The organism is Candidatus Nitrosopumilus sp. bin_7KS (genome assembly GCF_054095835.1).
This window is the reverse complement of the sequence record NZ_JBSWSO010000004.1, coordinates 169387-190956: the sequence shown is the minus strand read 5'-3', so window position 1 is coordinate 190956 and position 21570 is coordinate 169387. Positions and strand designations below refer to the sequence as shown.

The following is a 21570-nucleotide window of genomic DNA, read 5'->3' as shown; positions in this document are numbered from 1 at the left end:
CTGCAATCTTCAATCTTTAATCTAATGACTAATAATCAAAAACTAATACTAACTTCAATGATCCTAATTGGATTCATTATGACTACAACATCGTTTGTATTTGCCGAACAAGTTTCAGTTAGCCTACCACAAGGATCTTCCACTACTGGATGTGAAGAAACAAACGAATGTTTTATTCCATATGTGATTACAGTTAATCCTCGTGATGAGGTTGTATGGAGCAATGATGACTCTGCAGCACACACTGTAACAAGTGGAATGCCAGGATCTCCTGATGGAATCTTCGATAGCAGTATATTCATGGCAGGTACTACATTCTCACATACGTTTGACACACTTGGAAAATACGATTACTTTTGTACGGTTCATCCTTGGATGTTAGGACAAGTGTTTGTAACTGTTGGTGGAGGTACTGAAAAAGAATTGGGCACTATTACAATAGGCTCAACTGTTGAATCAAATGCCAAAATCGATAACCTTGTTGCAAATATTGAATCTAGTGATGGATTAGCAAATGAGGTAATGACTATAGATGTTACAATTACAGATTTGAATGATAATCCTGCAGAGCACATTACCTACAACATACAAGCAATACATGGAACAATAGTATTGTTAAATGAAGAAGGACATGTACATGCAGGCCCTATGACTAACACCCATACAACAAAATCTTTGACAATTGATGCATCTGATGCTTCACCTGTCACAATTACTGTTAATGCGATTGGGTTTGGACATGATGGACAATATCAAGAAGTATTTGGTGAAATTGCAAAAAAACAGGTGGTGCCTGAATTTGGAACTGTTGCAATGATGATACTCGTAGTATCTATAATCAGCATCATAGGAATAACTACAAAATCACGAATCATTCCAAGACTTTAAACAATAATTTTTTTCTTTTTCTTTTGTAATCCCCTATTGTGAAATTAAATAATTTTAATACAAAAGAAATAAAAAAATGGAGAAAAAGCCTCCATTATATTTTTGGATTAAATGGGGAAATCAAAGAGTCAGCTATACTTTTGTTGATATTAACAAAAGCAGTTGAATTTTCATTCCATGTCTTGATGTTTTGTTGTGTTGCATCAATTGATGCAATTGACATCTTAGTTTGAACATCCAATGATTTGTTAATCTTTTCTGCTGAATCATATATCATATTGATTGATGCTTCTGGAAGATTGGATTTTATTCCAGCCTTTGTTGCAAATTCTCTATGTATATCAACAATTGATGATGATACATTATTCAATGCTTTAGTATATTCTTGAAACAGATTAGTAGCTGCTTGATGGAATTGTGGGATTGATTTTTCTATTGTTGAATAGAAATTATCCATACCATCTTTCCATATAGAATAGACATCTTTGTGATTACTTGTGTTTTCTATTTTACTCATATATCGCACCTCCTCCTAGTTGATTAAGTATAATTACTTGAGTTCCTCAAGCAGTTCTTCATCTTTTTTGAAGATCCATGTTAAACCAATCAAATCCATAGCAAGAACACTAGTTGAGAAAGGTTTTTTGGACTCATTTCCAACCATTCCAGATTGTGGACTTTGATTTTGTGCTTCTATTGTGATTTGATTCATGAAGATATTAGATGCAAAGTAGTTATTTAGGCAGATGAAAATTGTTCAAAATTAAGAACAACACAACCGGTTGATTATATTCTGAATAATGTCAACTAGGATTTGCCTTAATAATTTGAATCACCATTATGGCATAGTGAATTCGTGATAAGACAATTGCACACTCCCTTCAGTGGAAGTCTGCCTTTATTGGAATTCACTTGCAGAATGTTGGAAATTTAACCTAATAAGATATGAATTGTTTTTGGGATAAAAATTAATATAAAAAAATAAAAGAAAAAAATATTTTCAACTAGCCTAATTGTGCTTTGGCTTTTTTTATTTCTCTCATTTCTTCAGCCAAATGTTTTTTGAGTAAACTCTCATGATCTTTTTTGTGAGCACTGTATGCCTTGTTGATTGTCTGTTTTGTTTTTGCCTTTTTTAACGCATTAGTGAATTTTTTGTGTATTGTATTCACTTGTGCAGTATAACTTGCCATACTACAATTTGAATGTCATAGTAGATTAATGTTGACAGTCATATGTCTTGCTAAAAAAAATCTGTATAATTGAATCCATAAAGGTCTAAACCATTGTTGAGAAACAAGTATGTTGTTTTTATTTAGAATGTGAGAGAATAAAATATGGCAGTAGATCAATCATCCAATAAAAAATCAAGTAATAATTCCACATTCATTATAGGCGGAGTAATTGCTCTAGGAGCAGGCTTGCTTTTTGCATATTTGATGTTCTATACTGCACCTGAAACAAACATAGAGATTGTCAAGGTGATAGCAATTACAGAATCAGGATGTATTGCTGAAACTATGGATGGTTATTCAGTCAACATAGGCGAATGTAATGCCAAACCAGGTCAGTATATCAATGCTCTAGTGGATCAAAAAGTCAAAGACAGAGCGGCTGCAATGAATCCAACAAATTAATTTTTTTAGAATTAGTCCTATGTAGATATCTAAGAATAGTATTCCTTGAATCCCTTATCAGTTGGATATAGTTCAGTTTTTGGACCAAACATACCTTGTTTTTGAACTACTTTTAGCAATCCATTTTTTTCCAAATCTTCTAAAATAGTATCAAGATCTTGACTATCTAATCCAGTATTTTTTTGGATACTTTCAAAAGATTTTGAACCTCTGTTTAGTGCTCCTAAAACAAGATCATTTTTTGATTGAGGTTTTGAGGAATCCATCGTATGCTCTAAAGGCTCTGATTGACGGTCTTGAGCAGGTTTAACAAAACTAGGTTCAAATGGTTTTGGTTGTTGTGGCTTAAAGAAACTCTTTCCTATGCCTTTTTTTGCTAAAAGCCTTGGAATTATTCTAGCTAGTGGAATTGCCAAGAAAATAATAATGTAAATCCAAGAAAAGTTTGGCTCGGCCATTAATTCATGCATACATAGATGGCATAAATTTGTTGAGAGTAGAAAAAGCACCGGAAATAGGGAGTAGATTGGTATATAGTAGATAGATGAGGTCTAAACATAGTGTCAAAATATCAATCTCCTAAAGTGAATGTCAACATGAATGGAGCAAAAGTAGTTTTAGTTGCAATTTTCCTTCTCATTATAATTGGTGTAGTAGCATCATCTTCGGTAAAAATAGTTGAATCAGGTCATAGAGGAGTACTATTACACTGGAGTGCAGTTGATCTTACAAAACCACCGCTTGAAGAAGGAATTCACTTTGTTATTCCTTTCCAAGATGAAGTAGTAAATATCGAAGTTCGAACTCTAAAGTATGCAAGTGAAGCTAGAAGTGCATCAAGAGATTTGCAAACAGTAGAAACAACTGTTACCGTCAATTATTATCCAGATAAAGAAAAAGTACACCATTTATACAAAAATTTAGGACTTGATTATGAGAATAGAGTAATTCAGCCAGCTATAGAAGAAACTGTCAAACAAGTAACTGCAAATTATAATGCTGAAGAATTAATTACAAAAAGACCTCTAGTCAAACAAGATATCGAGTTTTCCATTAGAGAGAGACTAAATCAATTTAATGTTGTAACAGAAGTAATCTCAATTACAGACTTTGAATTCTCCGCATTATTTGCATCTGCAATTGAATCTAAAGTAGAAGCAGAACAAAATGCACTTAGAGCAGAAAACGACTTGAAAAGAATTGAAGTTGAAGCAAGACAAGCAGAGGCAAATGCAGTAGGTTTGGCAAATGCAAACATTGCAGAAGCCAAAGGTGAAGCAGAAGCAATTGGTATTATCAATAGAGCATTAGCTGAGAATCCAAATTATCTTGATTGGCTAAAAACACAAGCTTGGGATGGTAAATTACCTCTAGTAGTAGGTGAAGGTGGCACTCCATTCATTTCAATCCCAGTAAAACCTTAGATATTTAAAAAACTTAGTCGTTATCTTTGTTTTTGTTATAATCTCTTATTGCATCATACATTGCAAGAAATTGTTCAGGTTCATTTTGTCTATAATTTTTTTCAAGGTTTTGAATTTCCTGATGTGATATTTTTTCCCCTTTATTTTCATAATACTCCTTGATAATTTCAGAGGGGGTTTTTTTGATATTGTATTTTCTAAGGGATTGATTAACAGATCTTTTACAATACAAATCATAAATTAAAAATCGATAAGCTAGATAGCTTGATAATCCAATTATTGCAACGATAAGAATTGGAATAATAATAATTGCAGCCATGTACAATTAGACATGATTTCAGTATTTCATTGTTGTTCTTTACTATGGAATTTTATCTATTCAAGAATTACGCATGGTTACTTGATTTCCAACTGTATGATGAATTCCAACAACCAGTTCTGAATGAGTAGTGATTATCATCAATGTTTCACAAGAAAGACACAAGATAGATAACACATAGTCTGCATTTGTCTCAGACGGGCCAATGGTAGCTAAAACTGCGTCAACCTTAAGATCTAAGCCATTACAATTCACGCAGCTTGAAGGTCTATTTGAAACACGTTTTATTTTATTGATAAAATAATTTACCATGATAAAAAAAATAGTACTTTTTGATTCTTAAATTAATTGCTATTTGATTTGAGGCTCTATTTTTTCAAATTACCGGAATTGTCACAAATCTCAATTGAGTAAAAGAGTTTTATTGTAAATAATTCACAAAAAAATATGGGGCTATTTTCACGCAAAAAAGAAATCATTGTGGGCAATATTTGCCCAAAATGTGACATGAAATTTTCAGATTCAGAGAGAACATTACGACATATGGAAAAAGCCCATCAATCTAAAAAGAAATTTGAATGTAATTCATGTGGATAAAAATCAATTTCATTTGGATGTTTTATTAAATATTAAAAATAAGTGAAAATGTCAATGGCTACAAAGGACAAATTAAACAAAATTTCAGGAATCATTGCACTTGGCATGTTTGCAGTGATAATATCAGGATATTTTACTGGAAATGAATCATTATTTGGATTCCCAAATGCCATATTACTTTATGCTCTAATACCCTTAGCACTAATCTGGTTTGGTACTAGAAAAAATGGATGTGGAAGTTGCAATCAAACATATACAATTTCAGAAGAAGAGCATGAGAAAAAATAAATAATAATTTTTTGGTTTTTAAGAAGAAAAGTCAATCAGATAATGATTTGAATTGATGCTTGTATGTTCTAGTGTAATTAGACAAATTACTAAATAGATTCAAAATAATACATAATTAATCTAAATCACAATGAGGGTTTGAAATGACTGATCCAAATGAACTTTATCAAAAAGAGATGGATGAATTGCTTAATGAAATCAATGCAAAAACTAAATCATGGTTCAAAAAACTAAAGGAACAATCAAAGAATACAAGAGTAGACATGTGATTAATAAATAATTAAAAACTATTTTTTGGTAATAATTAAATCAACATTATAATTCAAAGTTGCACGTGAATTAAGTTTCAAATTCCATGATATGTAAGAAGGAGTTTTAGTGTGAGAGGTGATTTCAAAGTCCAAATTCTGTAAATTCATGCGTAATAATTTTTCATCAAGAGGTTTTTTCACAGAATTTATCCCCCTGTCAAAATCATAGGGATCACTAATAACAAAATAGCCTTTAGAGATTTGTTTTGAAATATGTTTTAAAAATTCCATAGGTTCTACAAGCTCTAAAACATTCAGAGCAAGAACAAGATCAAATTGCAACTTTCCAAATATTGGAGATAAGAAATCAGCTACAACATAATCAAGATTTTGTTTATAAGATTTTTTTGCAATTCTTAAAGCAGTAAATGATCTATCAATACCAAATACCATCTTGTTTGATTTTGCTAAAAAAGAAGTCATAGTACCAATAGAGCACCCGTACTCTAAAACAAGATTAGATTTTTGTAAAGAATTGAGATTATTTTTTATTTCAGAGTAAAATTTGGAAGATTTACTATTTTCATATATCAGAGACCATCGCTCTTCAAGAGCAGTTCTGTCTTCATGAGTTGTAGTAGTTAATAATGAAGATTTACAAAATTTCTTGAGTTTTGAATTTTCAATTAATTGATAGAGTTTGCCACCTAGTTTTTTGTGTGATGAAAGATAAAGAGAGAAATCATTCCATAGGATTGGGATTTTTTCAATTATAGGATACAATACATTGCATTTTGGACATTCTAAAAAGCCTTCAATGATTTCTTTATCTTGTTTGAATGAATCTAATTCTAATTTTGAACCACAATTTACACATTTTAAAAATTCAAGACTGGATTCTAACATGTCAGATGACAAATGACTGGATTTTGAATTAATAATTTCTTTGATAGTAAAAATCAAGGTAATCTTAAATTGAGTATTTTGGAATTTTATGCAAATTGGGAGAATTTCAAGAGTTTGCAGATGCCCTATTTGGACAATTATCAGTTGAAATTAATGAAGAAAAAGAGATTGTAGAACTAGCATCTAGGGCCAGGGATGATATTGCAAACAAGGTTCAATTCAGAGAATTGGACGATATTGCGAGTGAAATATTACCTGATTTTAAAAATAAAGTGGAAGAATTTGTAGGGATTAAAACTCCAGAAAATATTTCATTAAAATTTCCAGAATTAGAAGAGTTGAAGAGAATTAAAGGAAACAAAGTATTTGCAGATAAAGAATCAAAAGAATTTGTCAAAGAGTTATTCAATGCAGTTGCAAAAGAAAACCTAACAAAGATTGCAGAATTGATGCAACAAGACACTGCAAAATATCTAGTATATTCTACATATGCTATTCAATACATTTCTAAAATTACAACAACATATGGAGATTATTTGGATTCAGAAATTTATTTAAATAAATTCATTTTATCAAGATACCCACAAATAATTCTGCATAAACAAGGTGAGCCTTATGAATCAAGATTTCAAAGTGTTAACTCTGGATATATAGGAGCAGTAAAAATGACAGTTCTTGAAGAATTAGTTCATTCAACACAAGGAAATCTTCATCAAGTAAACAAAAGGGCAGCAATGGAAGTAAACAAAATAAATGAAGAATTGGCTCAAATCATATTATCATTAGATAATGAAACAATCAACAAATTATCAGAGTATTGTCAATTACAAGCAGTCCCAGATGACTTTCCATTTGCAAAAAAAGCCAATTTGTTTTTCTTTTTGAATCCAGATCACTTCTTAATTGAACAGATAGGTCCTGATGTTATGACATTTACACACGTAGAAATAGATCCTAAAATTGGAGAATCAATTCCAGAATTATTGGACATTTACAAGAGATGGCTAGTTCCAATCCAACAACATCATGCTGCATTTACAGCAATGGAAGGAATGGCAGCATTTGTCATTGAAGATATCCTAAAAGATGATAAAGATTTTCAAAATTATCTATCAACGTTTATGGGAACAGATTTTTCTACATATCAGATAAGAAAAAGCATGGGAAAGGATTTCACAAAAATATTATATGAAAAATTAGGCAAAGATACCTTCAAAAAAATGATAGAAGTACCTCCAAATACCAGAGAACTCAAGGATCCCCAACTATATCTTAAAAAACTGAGTTTGTAATAATTGGAAGAAAAATTTGATCCGTTAGTAGCAGAATGGCTTGCATTTGTAAAAAATCCAAGTTTTAACTTGGTTGAAAAATGTCTCAAGTTTGCACAAATTTTAGAATATCCAGATCTAAATGTGGATGATTATATCCAAAAAATCAATCAGATTGGAAAATCACTAAAAGAATCAATCAGTGATGTAAAAAATCCAACATATTTAATTTCAATGTTAAATGAACATCTTTTTGAAAATTTAGGATTTAGTGGAGACGACGATGACTATTATAATCCAAAAAATAATTTTCTAAACGAAGTAATTGATACAAAGGCAGGGCTTCCGATCACTATATCAATTCTATATGCCGAAATTGCAAAATTCATCGGATTGGAATTAAAGATTGTGGGATTTCCCAGCCATATTTTGGTAAAATACAATGAAGAGATGATTTTAGATCCATTTTATGACGGTCGTTTACTAGATGTTGATGACTTGCAAGATATTCTTGATGCAAATTATGGAGGACAGTTAGAATTCAAACCAGAATTTCTAGATGAGGTTAGACCAGAACAAATACTGGTAAGGCTAACAAGGAATTTAAAAAATTCTTATGTTCAATCATTTGTTTATGAAAAAGCTTTGCGATGTGTAAACATGGTACTAGCTATTGAACCAGAATCAGCTGAAGATATTAGAGATAAAGGAATCTTAGAAGAGAGATTAAAAAATTCTGAAATCGCTTTAAAATATTTGAATAAATATTTAGAAATAAACCCAAATGCAGAAGATGTAGACTTTATTTTAGAATTAATTAGAAGTATAAAGACGAAAACTAATCAATAATTGAATCTACATCAGTTCCTTTCTTGATCATTGAGATTTCATGACGAGCAATTTTATTTCTTAGTGCTTGTTTGAGGATATCAACTTCGCTTCTAAGTAATGCAATTTCGTCTTCAAGTTTTGCAACTCTCTCATAGATGGTTTCAGCTTCTGAACTCATGATTATCTATTTTAAAAAAATTGTCTTAAAAAGTTATGGGTAAATGTTTTGATGGACAGGTTAGTTTTTTGAACTATAATTCAAATTCCTGACGACATTTTTCACATTTTGCTCTCTCTTCACCAGGAGAACCAAGGATGAAAATTTTACCAATTGTTTTACAAAGAGGACACATACCAGTAGTAGCATTTTTTGGACCAGTACGAATGATTTTTTGTGATTTTCTTCGTCCCATAGTAAAACTTCCTGAATCGGTCTATTAAGTTTTAATGGCGCGGGGAGAGGGATTCGAACCCACGAGTTCTTGCGAACATGAAATTAGCAATCTCACGCCCTACCAGGCTAGGCGACCCCCGCATAAGATGCCTAGAATTTATCTGTAAATAAGTCAAACTTTTTTGGGATTTATTTTGAAGATATTAATGATATTTGAGGGAATTTTAAAAGAAATCATTCAATCGTTTGAAAGTCATATGCAAAGATATCGTCAATTTCACCAAAGGTTTCATCAAAACAATCAGCGTTCATCATCTCTATTATTTACAAATTAAACTATGTTCCCCTGTTTTTTGAAATTTTTTCTAGATTGTTATTATTTGAGATGTAACGAAGGATTGAGTATGTATTTCAAAGTCTCTTGGGCTCTTGTTTCTTCCAAAATCATATTTTGTTGTAATTCTAGATTATTTGCCCTATCAATTCTTTCTGAGTATATGAGACTTGAAGAGTCCTTAAAATCTGCAAACGATGTCAAACAAGTTGGACATTGTACTAGTAATTGTTCTATGGATTTATTGGCTTGAGTTTCTTTGTATTTTGGGAACTCTGAATGTTCTCTAGTCATAATTGAAGATGTGTCTTGAATTTTTTCTTGCATTACATAATCCATGTTCCATAAACCATAGTTAAATGACCATGAATTACCAAACTCATCAACTGCAGTAGTTTTACTGGTTTCAGTTAGATGGTAAATGTGTCCTTTGTTGATTCCATCATATTCTTTTGGAGGATTTAGAGATTCTCCAATTACTTCAATTCCGTGGTTGTAATAATTTTGCCATGCATTACGTTTGATATCCCAAACATTGGTTCCAAGTATATCGAAATCAAGTGGAGCTCTAAAAGTATGTGTGACTTTAACTATGAGACATTTTGTTTGTGATTCCTCTGAACAATAACCTTCAGAAGTTGTAACTTTGATTTTATCTAGTACATTTTCAGGATCATCTAGAGTAACTGTTTCAATACCGTCAAAAGTTCTATCCCAATTGATTACAGCTTTGCTCATTCCAACTGATTCACCTTTGGCAAGACCAAATGCTAATTCTAAATGAGATATTTTGTCTAGTCCTGAATCTTCATAAATTTTGAATTCGGCCACGTTTTGTTTTCCAGTTTGCACAGTTACAAGAGGATATGGTGTAAAGTATCGTTCTACGTCAATTGATTTACCATTGTATGTAAAGCCATTATCCACCACTCTTTTACCATTACGATCAATACCTAATGTTGGCTCTACACAGTCACCCGAACATCCACCGCCATTATTAGTGACAGTAGCTGCGACAAACAATCCAAAGTCTCCTGTTAAACTAACAGTACTACCTGGAACAATCATTACCGTGTTATCTGAACCATTATTGAATGGACCAATGGTGTTACCAGTGTTAACCACAACATTTGATGTGGAAAGTGCTACAGCGGTACCTATACTTGAAAATGTTAATCTAAGTGCTGAATTACTCGTCCATTCTGCAGTAAATGTGGCTCCTGAAATTGGATTAGGACTAAATGTAAAATTTCCTGTAACTGCCCCACTAGAAATCTCACATGGGAATGTTGAACCTCCACAGGTTGTAGTAGTAGCATTACTAGCAGCACTCAAATTTATTGTAAGCGTGTCGTCATTACTATAAACAACATCCAAATCATCTGGATCATCTGCTACATATGATGAGATTGTCGGTGCTGCTGCAAATGCTTCTTGTGTTAAATATGGAGTAAATCCAATTGTAAACAAAATAACTATAATACCGATTAACAAAACTGGTGATTTTGATTTAATCATATAATAATTCAAACTTGGTAACAATTAACTCTATCTAATATTATAATATTACAATATAATGATCCTAATGTAATAATCCAAGTAAACAGAACCAATACTATATCAGTAAAAATCACTCACTATTCTTGAAGGTAGTTGGAAGGTATCTCTTTTTTCCCAATTTCCCTAAGTATGGACAAAGAGAGGAAAAGGAGTCAAACATCGCAAAAATACCAAGAAAGTATGGCAGCATGTCTATGGGGATATGCAGGTTGTAAATAAATAAAGATACAAAAAAGGACTAAAAAATTGATTCTAGTCACAATTTAACGAATAAAATCACAGATTTCAGTAAATAAACTCATTCATCACCAAACTGGCTGTAATTATTCACAATCTCCTCAATAGGGAGTCGTTTTCCTCCTACAATTTTTAGATCAACTTGTACTTTTTTCTTATCAATTGTAAGAATATTGTAAGTATTTTCAAAGAATCCACGAACTCTTTCAGATGTAGCAGTTCCAGCATTAACTACAGTGAGGGTTCCAAAATTCCATGCCCATGGCCTATGCTTGTGTCCACATAATACTACATCAACTTTAGAATCCAGAACAGTTCGTAGCACATCACCTGCATCAACTACTGTAAGTTGATCAGAGCCAGTATCAGGAATTGCAATTAAATGGTGATGCATTGCAACAATCTTGACTTGGTCTTTGTATTTTTTCATAGTTCGCTCCAACCATAAATTTTGTCTATATCCTACCTCACCCTCATTTCTATCAGGTCTTGCAGTTCCAACTGTAACTAGTACAACATCATTACTTAGTTCATTTACAGCTTCAAAAGGGAAGAATTTTTTGAATAAAAGATATCCAGTATTACGATAATCATGGTTTCCACTTATTGTAATAATTTTCCTAGTGTTAAATTTTTTTAAAAGAGATTTGCATTCTTCATATTCTTTCATCAATCCTTCATTTGTTAAATCACCAGTGATTATGATTACATCAGGATTTAGTTCATTTACTTCTTTTACTAAAATATCAAACTTTTCTTGAATAAATTGAGAGCCCACATGTAGATCAGAGATTTGAACTATCTGCATTTAAAAATTATTTATCAAAATAGGTATTAAATCATCTCTATAGAAAGTATGTAGAAAACATTTCAATTCAAGGTAGAATTAAATAATAACATCCTCAAATTCTTGCAGTTTTGAGTAAAAAAGCAGCTGTAATGAAAGGGGATGGAATTGGACCTGAAGTTGTAGATTCAATGTTAAAGGTCTTAAAGGAATGTAACTTGCAATCAGAGTTAATTCTGTGTGAAGTAGGCTCAGAACAATGGGGAAAAAACGGTAGAAAAGATAAATCATACATTCCTGATGCTACAATGAAAATTTTAGAAGAATCAGACTGTTGTTTCAAGGGTCCAACAACTACAATTCCTGTTCCAGGTGCACCTAGAAGTGTTGCAGTGACATTAAGACAAAAATTTGATCTTTATGCAAATATCAGACCAACTAAAACTTATGACAGGTTAACTCCAAATAGAAAACTTGATTGTGTGTGTTTCAGAGAAGCAACTGAAGGGCTCTATACAGGTGTAGAGGTAAAAATTACAGATGATGCAGCAATTGCCATTAGAAAAATAACAAGACAAGGAAGCAGAAGATTACTCAATTCTGCAGTAGATTGGGCAAATAAATTCAATATGAAAAAAATGGTAGCAATAACAAAAAGAAATATCCTAAAAGAAACAGACGGAATATTTTGGAATGAAGCACAAAAATCAGTTGAAGGAACTGGAATTGAATTATCTGAAATTTACATAGACAACATGGCACAACAGATGGTAATTGCAACTGAGCAATTTAATGGATCAGTACTAGTTAGTACCAATTTATTCATGGATATTATTTCAGAACTTGCATCAGCACTTGTTGGTTCTATTGGATTAATCTATTCTGCAAATATTGGAGACAAGTATGCAATGTTTGAAGCAGCACATGGAAGTGCTCCGCAATTTGCAGGACAAAACAAAGTAAATCCAACTGCAACTGTTCTTTCAGGAGCTTGGATGGCAGATTATCTAGGTGAAAGAGAAATTAGAGATGCAATATTTGATGCAACTGACAAAGTAATCAATGAAGGAAAGGCAGTAACATGGGATATTGGTGGTAATGCAACAACTACACAAATGACTGATGCAATTATCACATATGCAAAAGAAAATTTAAGGAGATAGTCACCTAATAGTTTCTACTAGAATTAATTCTTCAAAAAATAGTTTCTTTTTTGCCATAATTCGTGTCTTCAAGCCTAATTTTTGAGCATAATCAATCAATTTTTGATAATTGGAAAGCGATGATGTTACAAATACAAATTTTCCATTTTCAGCCATATTACTAATTACAGAATCAAATATTTTTTTTGGGATTTCAAATCCCTCAGCACCGCCATCTGTTGCAATATCAATGATGGTGTCAGTTGCAAGATATGGTAAATTACATACAATAAAATCAAATTTAATATTTAATGCATCTGAACCATTGCAACAAATGAGGTTCTGTGTTTTGTAAGAAGTTTGATGTCGTAGCACTTCACAATTAATATCAGTTCCAACAACTAATGAAAAATTTTTACAAAGTAATTTTGTAAGATATCCTGAACCACTACCAACATCCAGAGCAAAGTTTCCTTTTTCATTTTCAATATTATTTGCAATGAAAAAAGTATCCTCAGATGGAGGATACTCGTCATTTTTCAAGAATTTGGTTTGCAAGGCTAATTATTTCCTCTCCAGATAAGTCATCTACTCGTTTATCTATGTCACTTTCTTTATTGAATTGTTTTAAAATATTTTTGACTGTCTTTCTTCGATATGAAAATATCTTGTTAATTGTCTGAATAAGTTCTTTAGATAAATTATTTTTTTGAATTATTTTTAAAACCACGGAATCAATTTTTGGTGATGGAGAGAAATTATTTTTCCCTACTTTAAGCACTGCAGTTATTTCAAATGCAGATGTGGCAATAATGCTTATTGCTTTTCTATTTTTAGATGATTTTGCAAGGAGTTTATCAGCAAATTCTTTTTGAACCATTATTACTCCATGTGAAAATGGAGTCTGAGCCAGCCATTCAATTGCATCCTTACTCCTAGAATATGGCAAATTAGAAACAAAAATAGTAAAAAGATCTTTTTTCTTCAAACCATCACCAGATTTTAAGACCAGGTTATTCAAATGTGGAAATTTTGATTTGGCATTTTTAATTAATTCCTCATCCATATCAACTGAAATTACTTTGTCAGCTTTTTCACATAAAAGAGAAGTTAGGATTCCCTGACCAGTTCCAATTTCAAATACAATATCGTTTTTAGTAATTTTAGCCTCAGAAACTATGGATTTTGCTATAGAATTTGATGTTAGAAAGTGTTGGCCAAGTCGTTTTCGTTTTATCATCTTTTTACAAAGAGATTCATTCTACTTTCTCCTGTAATTTCATCCAGGATTCGCTCAGAAATATGCTTAATTGGTTCTTTGAATCCAACACGGTCTTGTAAATCCTGATAGCTTTCAAACTTTTGTTTTTCCCTTTCTTCCAACATTGTTTTCATGTATGTTTTTCCAATTCCTGGAATTAGTTCTAACGCATGAATTCTCGGTGTCAATGGTTGTGCATTGTTTAGATATGAAACAAATTTTTGTTCATTTGCAGTAACTATGGTTTCAACCACTAAATCTAATTCACTTTGAGCAGATGATGAAATTTTACTATACTCCATCTTTCCTAAGACAGATAGAACTTTGGTTCGTCCTTCTTTTCCGATATAGATTTTCTCACCTATCTCAAATGTAGAGTTGGGAATTCCAAGAACTTCTAAAAGAGTTAATCTATCTTCGCCAATAGCCGTGATAATAATTCCATCTCTACCCCTTACTGTGGAGGATTTTCCTCTAGAATTGAAATCCAATACATATGCATACTCCTCATACTTTCTAGCTGGGGGTTGTGCCCGATTCAAAATAGAATACTCCTAAAAACTTACGAATGCTCCTTGATTATTTTGAGCATTTTTTCTAGGGTTTCAGCAAGAATTAATTTTTTCCAACCAAATGTGAAGGAACGTAATTCAGCTAAACTTGTAGGTCTAATGTTAACTATTTCAACAGCCTCATCTTCAGTTAATTCACATTCTTTGACGAGTTGCTTTTTCATTTCTTTTGCTTCTTTTGGTTCTGTTGATACAAATTTTGAAACATAATCATATGTCCAACGTTGAATTTGATCCATCTCTTCAACATCAACTTTACCTAAAATTTCTTTAACTTCTGCAAGAGAAATAGCTTGTTTCTTTTTTACTTCTTCCATATCATACACCGAATGGTTTTATGTGATCTAATCTAGTGATTAAGACTTTCGTTTTATCACCTAATTTGACATCTAATGTAATTGCACGTCTACCAACATTTGTAACAACACCTACTTTTCCGTGGTATCGTCTGTGTGGCAATCCTTTGTGCTGTCTTGGATCAATAATGACAAGTGCTTGTTGGCCTTCTTTGTATTCACGTAACAAAAATGACACTCCTCTAGGGGATTTTTTTGTCATAATAGATCTAGATTTATGCTTAAATCCATGTGAACGACCAGAGGATTTCTTAGTTGCCATGAGTGTAAAACCTTCGAAAGCCCTATTTTAAGACTTAGAAAAGTAGGTGTGTTTAATCAGCAAGATCAGTTCGAAGTTGGCCACATGCAGCTGAAATCTCCGTACCTTTTTCAATTCTAATGGTACAATTTACTCCTGCTTTGGACAAAATTCGTTCAAATTCTTTGACATTTTTTTCTGATGGACGCTTGAAATCACCAGCAGTAGGATTAATCGGGATCAAATTTACATGAGATCCATTTCCATCTAAGAGCCTAGCTAATTCTGTTGCAATTTCAGGTGAATCATTTATTCCCTCCATAAGTGCATATTCAAACGTCACACGACGTCCAGTTTTTTTAAAGTAATTTCTTCCAATTTCAATAATTTCCTCTACAGAATTAGGAGTTGCTGTAGGAACTAATTTTTTTCTTAATTCATTATTTGGGGCATGTAAAGAAATTGCCAAACCTATCTGCAGATTTTCTTCAGCTAGTTTTTCAATTCCTGATTTAATTCCAATTGTAGAAATTGTAATATGTCTCTGACCCAAACCAAATCCTCTATCATGTGTTAAAATTTTTACAGCTCGAATCATTTCATCATAATTTGCCATAGGTTCTCCCATACCCATAAAAACTAAATTTGTCACATGCTCTCCTCTTTGTTGTAATATTTCTGCAAAATGAATTACTTGTGATACAATATGTTCAGCTTTTAGATTTGTTTCAAATCCCATTTGTCCTGTTGCACAAAATACACATCCCATTGCACAACCAATTTGAGTAGAAACACAAATGGTAGAACGTGGATGGCCACCAATTTTAGATGGATCATATTGCATCAAAACAGTTTCTACAGAATTATTATTTGTTAGATTTAACAATAATTTTGTAGTATCTCCATCATCACTTACAATACGATGAGTTTCTTTTGCAGAACCAATTGTGTATCCTGCTGCAGTCAAGTCCTCTCGTAATTTTTTTGGGAGTTGTGGAATATCATTAAGATCCTTTGGAAATTTGTAATACAGTGGAAGTAAAATTTGATCTGCCCGATATCTAGGATATCCCATATCTATTACGAGCTGCTCCATCTCTTCTGGAAGTAATCGATAAAGATCTGTCATGATGTATTAACAGATTCATGTGGGATATTTCATAATTTAATGATTCCATTAGGATAGAATCAAAAATAATGAAAAAAGGGAAAAGAGTGATTACTCTTCTACCGGGTCGAAATCATCAGATTCGATTTCTGCTGTAGTGGCATCTACCTCAGGTGTTTCTACTGTAGCCTCTACCTCAGGTGTTTCTACTGTAGCCTCTACCTCAGGTGTTTCTACTGTAGCCTCTACCTCAGGTGTTTCTACTGTAGCCTCTACCTCAGACTTTTTTGTCTTTTTAGTTGCTTTCTTGGCAGTTACCTTTTTGGTAGTCTTTTTCTCAGCTTCTTCAGGATCTACTACACCTGCTTCAGCCAAAGCAAAGATTACTTCTTCTTCAGGATGATGAGGACTATCCACCATTCTGGCGATTCGTTTCTTGCCTGATTTCTTAAAGTAGATTCTGTAGGTACTAGTATGTGCAACTACATTTCCACCAATTGGTCTAGTTGGATCTCCAAAGAAGACATCAGGTGATGCCATAACTTGGTTGGTTGCAATTGCAGCACAGTTGTATGTTTCTGCAATTCTAGACAACAAATGAACAAAGTGATTTAGTTTTTGTTGTCTTACAGATAATGTTCCTCGTCCAAGATATTCAGCACGAAATAGACCAACTGCAGAATCTGCAACAATTAGTTTAACATTGTTTTCTTCAATTACAGGTCCAGCTTCTTCTAAAATTAATATTTGGTGTGAGCTGTTATATGCACGAGCTACGATGATATTGTCTAAAACTTTTTCAGGATCCATATCATGTGCTTTAGCAATAGATACAATTCTTTCAGGTCTGAAAGTATTTTCAGTGTCAATGTATAAGACAGATCCTTCAAGACCACCTTCTTCTTTGCTTTTTTGAACCATCACAGACATGGTATGTGCAAATTGTGTTTTACCACAACCAAACTCACCATAAACTTCTGTTAAAGCTTGAGTCTCAACACCGCCATCAAATAGAGTGTCAAGACAATTAGTACCAGTTGTAATTTTACCAATACTTTGTCGGTGTTTGTAAATCTCAGTTGCACTTGTAAAATGATTGGCAATTAATCCACCATCAACTAAATGTTGTCTGGCTTTATTGACAATTTTTTCAGCAGTCTCCTTTTCCATCCCAGTAATGGATGCAATTTCAACAGGACCTCTAACAACAAGGTCCATGACGTTGTGGACACCTGCATCGGATAATTTTCTTGTAGTTACAGGACCTACGCCCTCTAAACTATCTAATCTTAAATCTTCTACCATACCGTATAGTACGGTACCAGTACTTTATAAGGTTATTGTTTGAGAAAATGATCGTAAAATTATAAAATATTCTGAAATGGACTAACGTCTCTTTCTTCTTTGTCCAGGTTTGTTTTGACCAGGATATCTTCCTAAAACAAATCGTTTGTTGTAGTTACTCTTGTTACCAACACTAGAACTAGTACCTACAATCTTTCTACCTTCGACTTTAGGGGTCTGTCCTCGTACTTTACCTGCTTTGGTAAGTGAACCGTGTGTTGCCATGATAGGAATGCAGGATTAGTGAATTTATGTATTTGGATGACTACCAGTACTTGGCCTTTACAGTCTCTATGACTTTTTCGTGTTCCTTACTCTTTCTTCGTGCATATTTCTCCATGGCTCCAAGTGGAATACCTCCAAGAGATCTTGCAAGTGCGTTGAAAGCATATCTTTGTGGACCTTTTGAACCAGTCTTAGTCATGAATTTTTGAATACCATATTTGAAATTGTGTTGCCATGTCTTGTAAAGAACTCCCAATTGTGCAGGAGTCATCTCATTTCCAATATGGAAGAAATCAGATTGTTCTAGTAATCCAATTGGAACAAACGTAAGTGCAGTTGCAGTGAACATTGAATCAGGTTGTTCATGTTCTAATTCACTGATTAATTGAATGGTTTCCCATGAATCTTCAGGAGTTTCATCATTGTCAAGACCCATAATCAAAGTGAATGCTGGAATCCAATAATTCTCATTCATTGTCTTTACACCTTCTTTTACAACCCAATGCCATTCAGATGGATCATATGGAGCAAGTTTTCTATCAGCGTATTTACCAATTAATCTAAGACTTCCAGTTTCAAGTCCTGCTTGGACACCAATCATGTTATCAGGACTGGCTTTCATTATTTTTGAGAGGTTTGGAAGGAGCTTTTCATCAGCTATTGCACCGGCCAATGTACCATGAGTTGGATTTGTATGCTCAACTCCAGTAGACATGATTGCAGTGAATAATTCTTCCAATGCTTCTCTATTTGGTTCCATTCCTTTTGCAGTTCGAGGATCCATTCCATAAACGAAAATATCATCACTGTGAATCCATGCAGATTTGGAACCACCTTTCTTTATGTTAACTTCAATTTCTTGTTTGACTTTTTCTGGCGAATAGTATCTTAATGATCTTAATGTAACGTCACAGAATTTACATCCTCTACCACAACCACGCATTACCTCAACCATACCATGCATGCTAGGCTCTACAATGTTAGGAATGTCTTCTAATTCTGGTCTATCCCAGAAGTTTACAAATCTTCCGTGAATTTTTTTTCCTTCTCTTTCAAATTCTTTAATGTTAACTTTAAAGTCACTTCTTTTTCTGAATGGATCCATATTTTCAAAATCACCATTAATCAAATAGTTAAAGAAGCGACCTGCATGTCCATCAATTTCAGGTGCAATACCTCCCAGTTCACCTTCTAATATTGCATAGATTCCAAATTCTTCAATTTTTGCTGGATCATAATTGTATTGCCATGTTCCAGATGCACCAGAAATTACTTTTGCTTTACTTCCAGTTCTTGCTTTTGCAGCTTTAATTCTATGATGTAACTCTGCATTGTAAAATTCATCGTAAGAAGTTTGTTTTCGTCCATAAGTAAATGTCATAGTAACTGGGCCCATTCCAAGTGGATCCATTTCATAAGTTCCAATAACTTCAGTTTCAGGACCAATAAATTTTTCAATATGATTTGGATGAGCAACTACAACATCTTGTCTGCTAAAACCATCACGTAACAAACCAGCTTCTAATTTTCTTAATCCATATGGAGCATATTTTGCCACACCATCAATATCAGGTGACCAATTACAAATGAAATCAAAGAGAACTTTTGGAGTTACTTGATTTCCAAGAATCTTATACCAAAAACTATTCTTATCCCTGTTAGGATCTACTGCTGGAGCACATCCGAAGAATGTTGCAAGAGACAATCCCCTATAAGGAGACATCAAAGTTCTATCAGCAGTTAAGACTATTTTTGGAGTACCCATACCCTTCACGAAAATAATTTTATGATTGATTTTAAACCTTACGTGCCAAACTTAGTAATTTTCTAAAATTCCAGCCTTATTCCTATGAAAATGACCAAATTCCTTATTTTTGGACAAATGTTCTCCATCAAATACAGTTCCATCTCGGCAAGCAAGATCCTCACCTACACAGCAGCTACCGCAAATTCCAACACCGCATTTCATCATTCTCTCAAGACTAGCTTGAACAAAGATTTGTTTGGAATGTGCAGCTTGTACAGTTTTGTACATCATAATTTCAGGGCCACAAACATACACTGCATCAAAATGAGTTTCACTAACTAATTTTTCAACTAAATCAGTTACAAATCCTTTCTCACCATAACTACCATCATCAGTAGAAACAATAACTTGGTGAGGATTGTTTTTCAATAATTCATTTGATAAATCCTCAAAGAAAACTTCATCTTTTGATTTTGCACCCATTAGAACAGTAACATCATCAGTAGGTTTTACAAAACTAAGTAATCTCATCATTGGAACAAGTCCAGTTCCACCTCCAACTAACAAAAGTTTTCCTTCTTTTACATTAAAAGAATTCCCATAAGGACCACGAATTCCAATTTGTCCTCCAACTGGAACATTGAACAAACCAGTAGATGAAGGACCATGTTTTCGTACAGTGAATGCAGCTTTTCCAGATTCTTTTGAAATCATTACACTCATTGGTAATTCATTAACACCCGGAATCCAAACCATTGCAAATTGTCCTGGAAGAACAGTTGGCATCACATCATCAGAAAAAACTAATGTTCTCACTGTCGGAGTTTCATCTATTACTTTTTCAATTGTAACAATTGTAGGATGGTTAAGATTTCTTTGCAAGACCCACCATCTCCTTTATTGTAGAATAATTTTTTCTCTTCATATAATCTAAAATTCCTTTGTTAATATCATCAAAAACTCCAACCCAATTATCACCTATTGCACTTCCAAGTTGAACACCAGAAGCTCCAGCCAAGAAAAATTCAATTGCATCTTCCCAAGTAGAAATTCCTCCACATCCAATTATTGGTATATCATATTTTGAAGAAATCTCATAAACACATCTTAATGCAATTGGTTTAATTGGAGTTCCAGATAACCCTCCAAATTTGTTGCTAAGTATAGGACGTTGAGTTTCAACATCAATTGCCATTGCTCTAACGGTGTTAATTGCAGTAATTGCATCAATTCCACAATCTATTGCAGTACTAACTGTATTGAGATAATTACTAGTCCCCAAGCCAACTTTGGCAATTACAGGAACATCTGTTGCTTTTTTAACAGTAGAAACAATTGCTTTGACCAATCCAGGATCATCACCAACCTCCAAACCGACTTTGGCAACGTGAGGGCAGGATAAATTTAATTCATATGCTTTGACTTTACAATTTTTGAATTCTTTAATCATCATTTCAAAGTCTTCAGGTACAGACCCTACCAAACTCACAATTATTGGAACATCTTGATTTGGCTCAATCATTTTAGCAAAATTTGAAGCACCAGGATTTGAAAGTCCAACTGCATTTATCCATCCACCACCTTTTACACTAAAGATTGTGGGGTTTGGATATCCTTCCCATGGTGCGGTGCTTAGAGATTTAGTTACAACAGCACCTGCCCCTGATGCATAAAGTCGATTAAACACATCTAATGATATGCCTAAAATTCCAGATGCCAGCATTACAGGTTTATCTAATTGGATTTGACCTATGGAAGTTGCAATACTAGGTTCCACTTTGATTAATGAGCATAGTTTCGAATATAACAGTTGATTCTGGTACCTTTTTTAAAGGTCATTTAGAATCAAC

30 protein-coding genes and 1 tRNA gene are annotated in these 21570 nt (G+C 33.1%); 8 read left to right on the top strand and 23 right to left on the bottom strand.

From position 1 onward, the window contains the following. Positions 1 to 24: 24 nt before the first annotated feature. The gene (locus tag ACW9W4_RS04415) at positions 25 to 888 is read left to right on the top strand and encodes a cupredoxin domain-containing protein (protein ID WP_457761276.1); all 864 of its coding nucleotides are present in this window, start codon (positions 25 to 27) and stop codon (positions 886 to 888) included. A gap of 94 nt (positions 889 to 982) precedes the next feature. Here the strand turns inward: ACW9W4_RS04415 and ACW9W4_RS04410 are convergent, their stop codons facing one another. The 3 genes from ACW9W4_RS04410 to ACW9W4_RS04400 all read right to left on the bottom strand — a co-directional run bounded on the left by ACW9W4_RS04410 (position 983) and on the right by ACW9W4_RS04400 (position 2081). Next, entirely contained in the window at positions 983 to 1405 is a 423-nt protein-coding gene (locus tag ACW9W4_RS04410; protein WP_457761275.1) for a hypothetical protein, read from the bottom strand. Between the two features lie 33 nt (positions 1406 to 1438). Next, positions 1439 to 1600: a hypothetical protein gene (locus ACW9W4_RS04405; RefSeq protein ID WP_457761274.1), complete on the bottom strand. Its 162-nt coding sequence runs from the start codon at positions 1598 to 1600 to the stop codon at positions 1439 to 1441. A 292-nt stretch (positions 1601 to 1892) separates the two neighbouring features. After that, complete coding sequence (locus ACW9W4_RS04400) at positions 1893 to 2081, bottom strand: hypothetical protein (RefSeq protein WP_457761273.1); 189 nt, start codon at positions 2079 to 2081, stop codon at positions 1893 to 1895. A gap of 144 nt (positions 2082 to 2225) precedes the next feature. Between ACW9W4_RS04400 and ACW9W4_RS04395 the strand changes: the two genes are divergently transcribed. Then, entirely contained in the window at positions 2226 to 2525 is a 300-nt protein-coding gene (locus ACW9W4_RS04395; RefSeq protein ID WP_457761272.1) for a hypothetical protein, read from the top strand. A gap of 29 nt (positions 2526 to 2554) precedes the next feature. Here the strand turns inward: ACW9W4_RS04395 and ACW9W4_RS04390 are convergent, their stop codons facing one another. Beyond that, positions 2555 to 2983 carry a hypothetical protein gene (locus ACW9W4_RS04390; RefSeq protein WP_457761271.1) on the bottom strand — a complete coding sequence of 143 codons (429 nt, stop codon included), beginning with the start codon at positions 2981 to 2983 and terminating at the stop codon, positions 2555 to 2557. 102 nt (positions 2984 to 3085) lie between these two features. On the opposite strand from ACW9W4_RS04390, the gene ACW9W4_RS04385 reads away from it, so the two are divergent. Further along, positions 3086 to 3949: a prohibitin family protein gene (locus ACW9W4_RS04385; protein WP_457761270.1), complete on the top strand. Its 864-nt coding sequence runs from the start codon at positions 3086 to 3088 to the stop codon at positions 3947 to 3949. A 13-nt stretch (positions 3950 to 3962) separates the two neighbouring features. Here ACW9W4_RS04385 and ACW9W4_RS04380 read toward each other — a convergent pair whose 3' ends face one another. Both ACW9W4_RS04380 and ACW9W4_RS04375 read right to left on the bottom strand, forming a co-directional pair. Then, positions 3963 to 4268, bottom strand: a complete 306-nt coding sequence (locus ACW9W4_RS04380; protein ID WP_457761269.1) for a hypothetical protein — start codon at positions 4266 to 4268, stop codon at positions 3963 to 3965. 60 nt (positions 4269 to 4328) lie between these two features. After that, positions 4329 to 4580 (bottom strand): hypothetical protein, encoded by a 252-nt coding sequence (locus tag ACW9W4_RS04375; protein ID WP_457761268.1) that lies wholly within the window; start codon positions 4578 to 4580, stop codon positions 4329 to 4331. Positions 4581 to 4919: 339 nt separating this feature from the next. Between ACW9W4_RS04375 and ACW9W4_RS04370 the strand changes: the two genes are divergently transcribed. Then, positions 4920 to 5153 (top strand): hypothetical protein, encoded by a 234-nt coding sequence (locus tag ACW9W4_RS04370; protein ID WP_457761267.1) that lies wholly within the window; start codon positions 4920 to 4922, stop codon positions 5151 to 5153. A gap of 143 nt (positions 5154 to 5296) precedes the next feature. Beyond that, positions 5297 to 5422 (top strand): hypothetical protein, encoded by a 126-nt coding sequence (locus ACW9W4_RS04365; protein WP_457761266.1) that lies wholly within the window; start codon positions 5297 to 5299, stop codon positions 5420 to 5422. An 18-nt stretch (positions 5423 to 5440) separates the two neighbouring features. Here ACW9W4_RS04365 and ACW9W4_RS04360 read toward each other — a convergent pair whose 3' ends face one another. Next, complete coding sequence (locus ACW9W4_RS04360; RefSeq protein WP_457761265.1) at positions 5441 to 6322, bottom strand: methyltransferase domain-containing protein; 882 nt, start codon at positions 6320 to 6322, stop codon at positions 5441 to 5443. 83 nt (positions 6323 to 6405) lie between these two features. Here ACW9W4_RS04360 and ACW9W4_RS04355 point away from each other — a divergent pair, with 83 nt between their 5' ends. Together ACW9W4_RS04355 and ACW9W4_RS04350 are read left to right on the top strand one after the other, a co-directional pair. Further along, positions 6406 to 7602, top strand: coding sequence for a hypothetical protein (locus ACW9W4_RS04355; RefSeq protein ID WP_457761264.1), 1197 nt, complete (start codon positions 6406 to 6408; stop codon positions 7600 to 7602). A 3-nt stretch (positions 7603 to 7605) separates the two neighbouring features. Continuing rightward, positions 7606 to 8430, top strand: coding sequence for a SirB1 family protein (locus ACW9W4_RS04350; RefSeq protein WP_457761263.1), 825 nt, complete (start codon positions 7606 to 7608; stop codon positions 8428 to 8430). Here ACW9W4_RS04350 and ACW9W4_RS04345 read toward each other — a convergent pair. The 5 genes from ACW9W4_RS04345 to ACW9W4_RS04325 all read right to left on the bottom strand — a co-directional run bounded on the left by ACW9W4_RS04345 (position 8420) and on the right by ACW9W4_RS04325 (position 11745). Further along, a complete protein-coding gene (locus ACW9W4_RS04345) occupies positions 8420 to 8590 on the bottom strand; it encodes a hypothetical protein (RefSeq protein WP_179360484.1) in 171 nt (56 codons plus the stop codon). The genes ACW9W4_RS04350 and ACW9W4_RS04345 overlap by 11 nt on opposite strands. 73 nt (positions 8591 to 8663) lie before the next feature. After that, positions 8664 to 8825 carry a hypothetical protein gene (locus ACW9W4_RS04340; RefSeq protein WP_457758916.1) on the bottom strand — a complete coding sequence of 54 codons (162 nt, stop codon included), beginning with the start codon at positions 8823 to 8825 and terminating at the stop codon, positions 8664 to 8666. Positions 8826 to 8860: 35 nt separating this feature from the next. Further along, positions 8861 to 8947 (bottom strand) — tRNA-Ser (locus ACW9W4_RS04335). 235 nt (positions 8948 to 9182) lie between these two features. Beyond that, positions 9183 to 10658: a hypothetical protein gene (locus ACW9W4_RS04330; protein WP_457761262.1), complete on the bottom strand. Its 1476-nt coding sequence runs from the start codon at positions 10656 to 10658 to the stop codon at positions 9183 to 9185. A 340-nt stretch (positions 10659 to 10998) separates the two neighbouring features. Then, positions 10999 to 11745: a metallophosphoesterase family protein gene (locus tag ACW9W4_RS04325; protein WP_457761261.1), complete on the bottom strand. Its 747-nt coding sequence runs from the start codon at positions 11743 to 11745 to the stop codon at positions 10999 to 11001. A 110-nt stretch (positions 11746 to 11855) separates the two neighbouring features. Here ACW9W4_RS04325 and ACW9W4_RS04320 point away from each other — a divergent pair, with 110 nt between their 5' ends. Beyond that, complete coding sequence (locus ACW9W4_RS04320) at positions 11856 to 12887, top strand: isocitrate/isopropylmalate dehydrogenase family protein (protein ID WP_457761260.1); 1032 nt, start codon at positions 11856 to 11858, stop codon at positions 12885 to 12887. Here ACW9W4_RS04320 and ACW9W4_RS04315 read toward each other — a convergent pair whose 3' ends face one another. From ACW9W4_RS04315 to ACW9W4_RS04265, 11 genes are all read right to left on the bottom strand, one after another. Next, the gene (locus tag ACW9W4_RS04315) at positions 12888 to 13424 is read right to left on the bottom strand and encodes a HemK2/MTQ2 family protein methyltransferase (RefSeq protein ID WP_457761259.1); all 537 of its coding nucleotides are present in this window, start codon (positions 13422 to 13424) and stop codon (positions 12888 to 12890) included. Continuing rightward, positions 13399 to 14106 (bottom strand): 16S rRNA (adenine(1518)-N(6)/adenine(1519)-N(6))-dimethyltransferase RsmA, encoded by a 708-nt coding sequence (gene rsmA / locus ACW9W4_RS04310; RefSeq protein ID WP_457761258.1) that lies wholly within the window; start codon positions 14104 to 14106, stop codon positions 13399 to 13401. The genes ACW9W4_RS04315 and rsmA overlap by 26 nt, the downstream gene beginning before the upstream one ends. Beyond that, positions 14103 to 14669 (bottom strand): DUF655 domain-containing protein, encoded by a 567-nt coding sequence (locus tag ACW9W4_RS04305; RefSeq protein ID WP_179362376.1) that lies wholly within the window; start codon positions 14667 to 14669, stop codon positions 14103 to 14105. Before ACW9W4_RS04305 ends, rsmA begins: the two co-directional genes overlap by 4 nt. A 20-nt stretch (positions 14670 to 14689) precedes the next feature. Next, a complete protein-coding gene (locus ACW9W4_RS04300) occupies positions 14690 to 15016 on the bottom strand; it encodes an RNA polymerase Rpb4 (RefSeq protein ID WP_179362377.1) in 327 nt (108 codons plus the stop codon). A 1-nt stretch (position 15017) separates the two neighbouring features. Next, positions 15018 to 15317, bottom strand: a complete 300-nt coding sequence (locus ACW9W4_RS04295; RefSeq protein WP_457761257.1) for a 50S ribosomal protein L21 — start codon at positions 15315 to 15317, stop codon at positions 15018 to 15020. Positions 15318 to 15369: 52 nt separating this feature from the next. Next, the gene (rlmN, locus tag ACW9W4_RS04290) at positions 15370 to 16425 is read right to left on the bottom strand and encodes a 23S rRNA (adenine(2503)-C(2))-methyltransferase RlmN (RefSeq protein WP_457761256.1); all 1056 of its coding nucleotides are present in this window, start codon (positions 16423 to 16425) and stop codon (positions 15370 to 15372) included. A 90-nt stretch (positions 16426 to 16515) separates the two neighbouring features. Next, entirely contained in the window at positions 16516 to 17709 is a 1194-nt protein-coding gene (gene radA, locus ACW9W4_RS04285; protein ID WP_457761255.1) for a DNA repair and recombination protein RadA, read from the bottom strand. 81 nt (positions 17710 to 17790) lie between these two features. Then, a complete protein-coding gene (locus tag ACW9W4_RS04280; RefSeq protein ID WP_179362381.1) occupies positions 17791 to 17973 on the bottom strand; it encodes a 30S ribosomal protein S30e in 183 nt (60 codons plus the stop codon). Positions 17974 to 18013: 40 nt separating this feature from the next. Next, positions 18014 to 19738: a B12-binding domain-containing radical SAM protein gene (locus tag ACW9W4_RS04275; RefSeq protein WP_457761254.1), complete on the bottom strand. Its 1725-nt coding sequence runs from the start codon at positions 19736 to 19738 to the stop codon at positions 18014 to 18016. 51 nt (positions 19739 to 19789) lie between these two features. Next, on the bottom strand, positions 19790 to 20602 hold the full coding sequence (locus ACW9W4_RS04270; protein ID WP_457761253.1) for a dihydroorotate dehydrogenase electron transfer subunit: 813 nt from the start codon (positions 20600 to 20602) through the stop codon (positions 19790 to 19792). After that, complete coding sequence (locus ACW9W4_RS04265) at positions 20586 to 21497, bottom strand: dihydroorotate dehydrogenase (RefSeq protein WP_457761252.1); 912 nt, start codon at positions 21495 to 21497, stop codon at positions 20586 to 20588. The genes ACW9W4_RS04270 and ACW9W4_RS04265 overlap by 17 nt, the downstream gene beginning before the upstream one ends. Positions 21498 to 21570: the final 73 nt, after the last annotated feature.